This is a genomic window from Mesorhizobium sp. M0500, assembly GCF_040321165.1.
In the GTDB taxonomy this organism is placed as follows: Bacteria; Pseudomonadota; Alphaproteobacteria; order Rhizobiales; family Rhizobiaceae; genus Mesorhizobium.
Genome location: NZ_JAMYRB010000068.1, coordinates 1 through 2,595 on the forward strand (window position 1 = coordinate 1; position 2,595 = coordinate 2,595).

The window sequence follows — 2,595 nt, forward strand, 5'->3', positions numbered from 1 at the left end:
GTAAGCGCTATTTTCGCTGCACGTTGACGCGAGCGCTTTCGACGGATGGCCTTCGAATCGGGAACGGTATCTGGTCTGATCAGGCTGCTGTTGCTTTGGCGAAGTTGAAGGGCAGCAGATCCTCGATGGCTGCGTTCTCGGGGCGCTGAGGTAGTTCAGTGAGGACGTGGCGCAGCCACGCTAACGGCTCGACGCCACAGGCGCGGCAGGTCAACATCAGGCTGTAGATGACGGCGCTGGCCCTGGCTCCGTCGACGGTATCGCTGAACAGCCAACTTTTCCGGCCAGTGGCAAAGATTCTGATGTCACGCTCGAGAAGATTGTTGTCGATCGGCATGCTGCCGTCCTCGGTGTAACGAGTCAGATATCCCCATTGGTTCAGGGTGTAGGAGACGGCGTCGCCGAGCTTGCTGTCCGGCAAGACTTTTGGGGCGATGTCGTCGAGCCATGCCTTGAGAGCATGGAGGATCGGGACACTATGTTGCTGGCGGAAGTGGCGAATGCAGTGATCTCGCGTTTCGCCGTCATCGGGGATTTCGTTCCGCGCCTGCCTTTCAACCCGATAGAGCTGTTCAAAGAACCGGAGCGCCTGTTCCGGCGGGCCGCCGCCTTTCTTCCTCGCCTTTAGGGCATCGACGAAGCGCCGCCTGGAATGGGCCATGCAGCCAAGATGCGTTGCCCCTTCCAGCGTGCGCCAGGCGGAATAACCGTCACTCATCACGATGCCGCGGTAATCGCCCAAGAAGGTCTGCGGGTGTATCTGGCCGCGACCCGGCTGATAATCGAGCAGCACGATCGGCTCGTCACTGTCGTGGCCGCTCCGGTATGCCCACATGTACGAGGTGCTGGTGGCCTCTCTGTCCATTTCCTTCAGCACCTGGACCGTGGTCTCGTCGCCATGGATGAGGGGCTGCGATCTGAGCCGCAGCTTCAGCACGTCATAGATGCGGGCGAGATGCTTTTCGCTCGAGCCGATCACCCAGTGACCCAGAGCGCCACGGCTGACAGGAACGCCCGCGCGCTCGAAGGCCTGCGCCAGGCGGTAGAGCGGTGTGCCGTCGACGTATTTGTGAACGAGCGCGAAGGCCAGCGTCGAAGCCGTGGCGATGCTGCCAGGCAAGGGTTGCGCGGGCATCGGCGCGGTCACGACCGGCGTGTTGATGCCGGTACGGTCGCAATGACGGCAAGCATATTTGAACCGCACATTCTGCAGGACCTTCGCCTTCACCTCGATATGAAGTTGCTCGGTAACGGCCTCGCCCATGCGATGCATCTGGTGACGGCAGCAAGGACAAGCCTTCTGATCGTCGGGAAGGTCATACTCGACGCGCTCGCGCGGCAGGTTTTCCGGCAAGGCCTTGCGGCCGCGCTTCTTTCCCGTCGCCCCTTCGCTCGCCGGCAAGCCCGTGTCCGGCAGGACAACGACGCCGCCATCTTCGTTGTCGGCGGCGTCCTCATCCGCGGCCTGTTCGGCTTCATTGAAGAGGCGGTCAATGTGCTTTTCACTGCGCGGCGCAAAACGATGCAGTCGTGCAAGCGCCAGCTCTTCCTCGAGTTTGACGACGCGTTCGGTGAGTTGACGGTTCTGCGCCTGCAGCGCAGCAATACGCGCCATCAACGCTTCAACAGTCGGTTCGCCGGGTCGATTCATCAGATTCTTGAATCGAAAGCATGCCGCCGCGTCAACCGCTCAATTCGAGAGCCCTCAACCGGCAACCTGATATTGCCGCACCGGATGGCGGACCATCGCATCGATGTCGATGCCGTCGAGGATCCAGTGCAATTGCTCGGTCGTAAGCGTGACCACCGCTGCCTCCCGGCGCGGCCACCGGAACTTGTCCTCGGTCAGCCGCTTCATTACCAGCACAAAGCCCGACCGATCGAAGAACAGGAGCTTCATCCGGTCGCGACGGCGATTGCAGAACGCAAAAACCGCCGGAGCAAACGGATCGAGCGCCATCGTCTCTTGGACCAGAACCGCAAGGCTGTTGATGCCGGCCCGGAAGTCGATCGGCTCGCGGTGCAGGTAGACTTTCAGGTCAGCGCCCAGTCTGAACATGACCCAGTGCTCCGATGGTCGCCGTCAACGCATCCACATCACCGCATTCCAGCGTCAACTTCACGCCGTTCGGCAGCGACGCGCTCACCTTGGCTGGAGAGGAAAAAGGCGCTGTCCTTTTCGATGCCGACCTACGTGCCCCATCGCAAGTCCCCGGCAAATCCACCGCAGCCATGCTGCTCTGTCGCAGCAAGGCCCGATCGGAAGTGCTTTCAATCTGAACCGGGATGAACGCCGATGGTGGGGGCTGTGGGAGGGACTGGGTCTCCGCCCGCTTCTTTATCCACTTCCGAAGAAGGTTCGCATTGACCCCATGTTCGAGCGCAAGCCTCGATACCGACACGCCAGGCTCAAGACAGGCCGAGACAAGACGGTCCTTCGATGCCGGGTCGTATCGGCGTCGCCCGTCCCGACCGACAAGCCTCACCCGCAGTTTCTGCTCATCTTCTTCCATCACAAGGTGTCCACCTATTTTGGTGGACACCTCATGCATCAGAGCACTCAACAGCAAAAGGTGCGGGGAAATTCGCGCTTAC

3 protein-coding genes are annotated in these 2,595 nt (G+C 60.9%); all 3 read right to left on the reverse strand.

Going from position 1 to position 2,595, the window contains the following annotated elements; genetic code table 11:
* Positions 1–79: 79 nt before the first annotated feature.
* From tnpC to tnpA, 3 genes are read right to left on the reverse strand one after another with little or no spacing between them, the layout of a single operon-like run.
* Positions 80–1,651, reverse strand: coding sequence for an IS66 family transposase (tnpC, locus tag NKI70_RS33695; protein ID WP_352493672.1), 1,572 nt, complete (start codon positions 1,649–1,651; stop codon positions 80–82).
* A gap of 54 nt (positions 1,652–1,705) precedes the next feature.
* Complete coding sequence (tnpB, locus tag NKI70_RS33700; RefSeq protein WP_352469379.1) at positions 1,706–2,059, reverse strand: IS66 family insertion sequence element accessory protein TnpB; 354 nt, start codon at positions 2,057–2,059, stop codon at positions 1,706–1,708.
* Positions 2,040–2,513 carry an IS66-like element accessory protein TnpA gene (gene tnpA, locus NKI70_RS33705; protein ID WP_352453912.1) on the reverse strand — a complete coding sequence of 158 codons (474 nt, stop codon included), beginning with the start codon at positions 2,511–2,513 and terminating at the stop codon, positions 2,040–2,042. Before tnpA ends, tnpB begins: the two co-directional genes overlap by 20 nt.
* Positions 2,514–2,595 lie beyond the last annotated feature (82 nt).

Excerpts from the sequence above, each read along its gene's own strand:
- tnpC (WP_352493672.1), bottom strand. The coding sequence starts at position 1,651 with ATGAATCGACCCGGCGAACCGACTGTTGAAGCGTTGATGGCGCGTATT.
- tnpB (WP_352469379.1), bottom strand. The coding sequence starts at position 2,059 with ATGTTCAGACTGGGCGCTGACCTGAAAGTCTACCTGCACCGCGAGCCG.
- tnpA (WP_352453912.1), bottom strand. The coding sequence starts at position 2,513 with ATGGAAGAAGATGAGCAGAAACTGCGGGTGAGGCTTGTCGGTCGGGAC.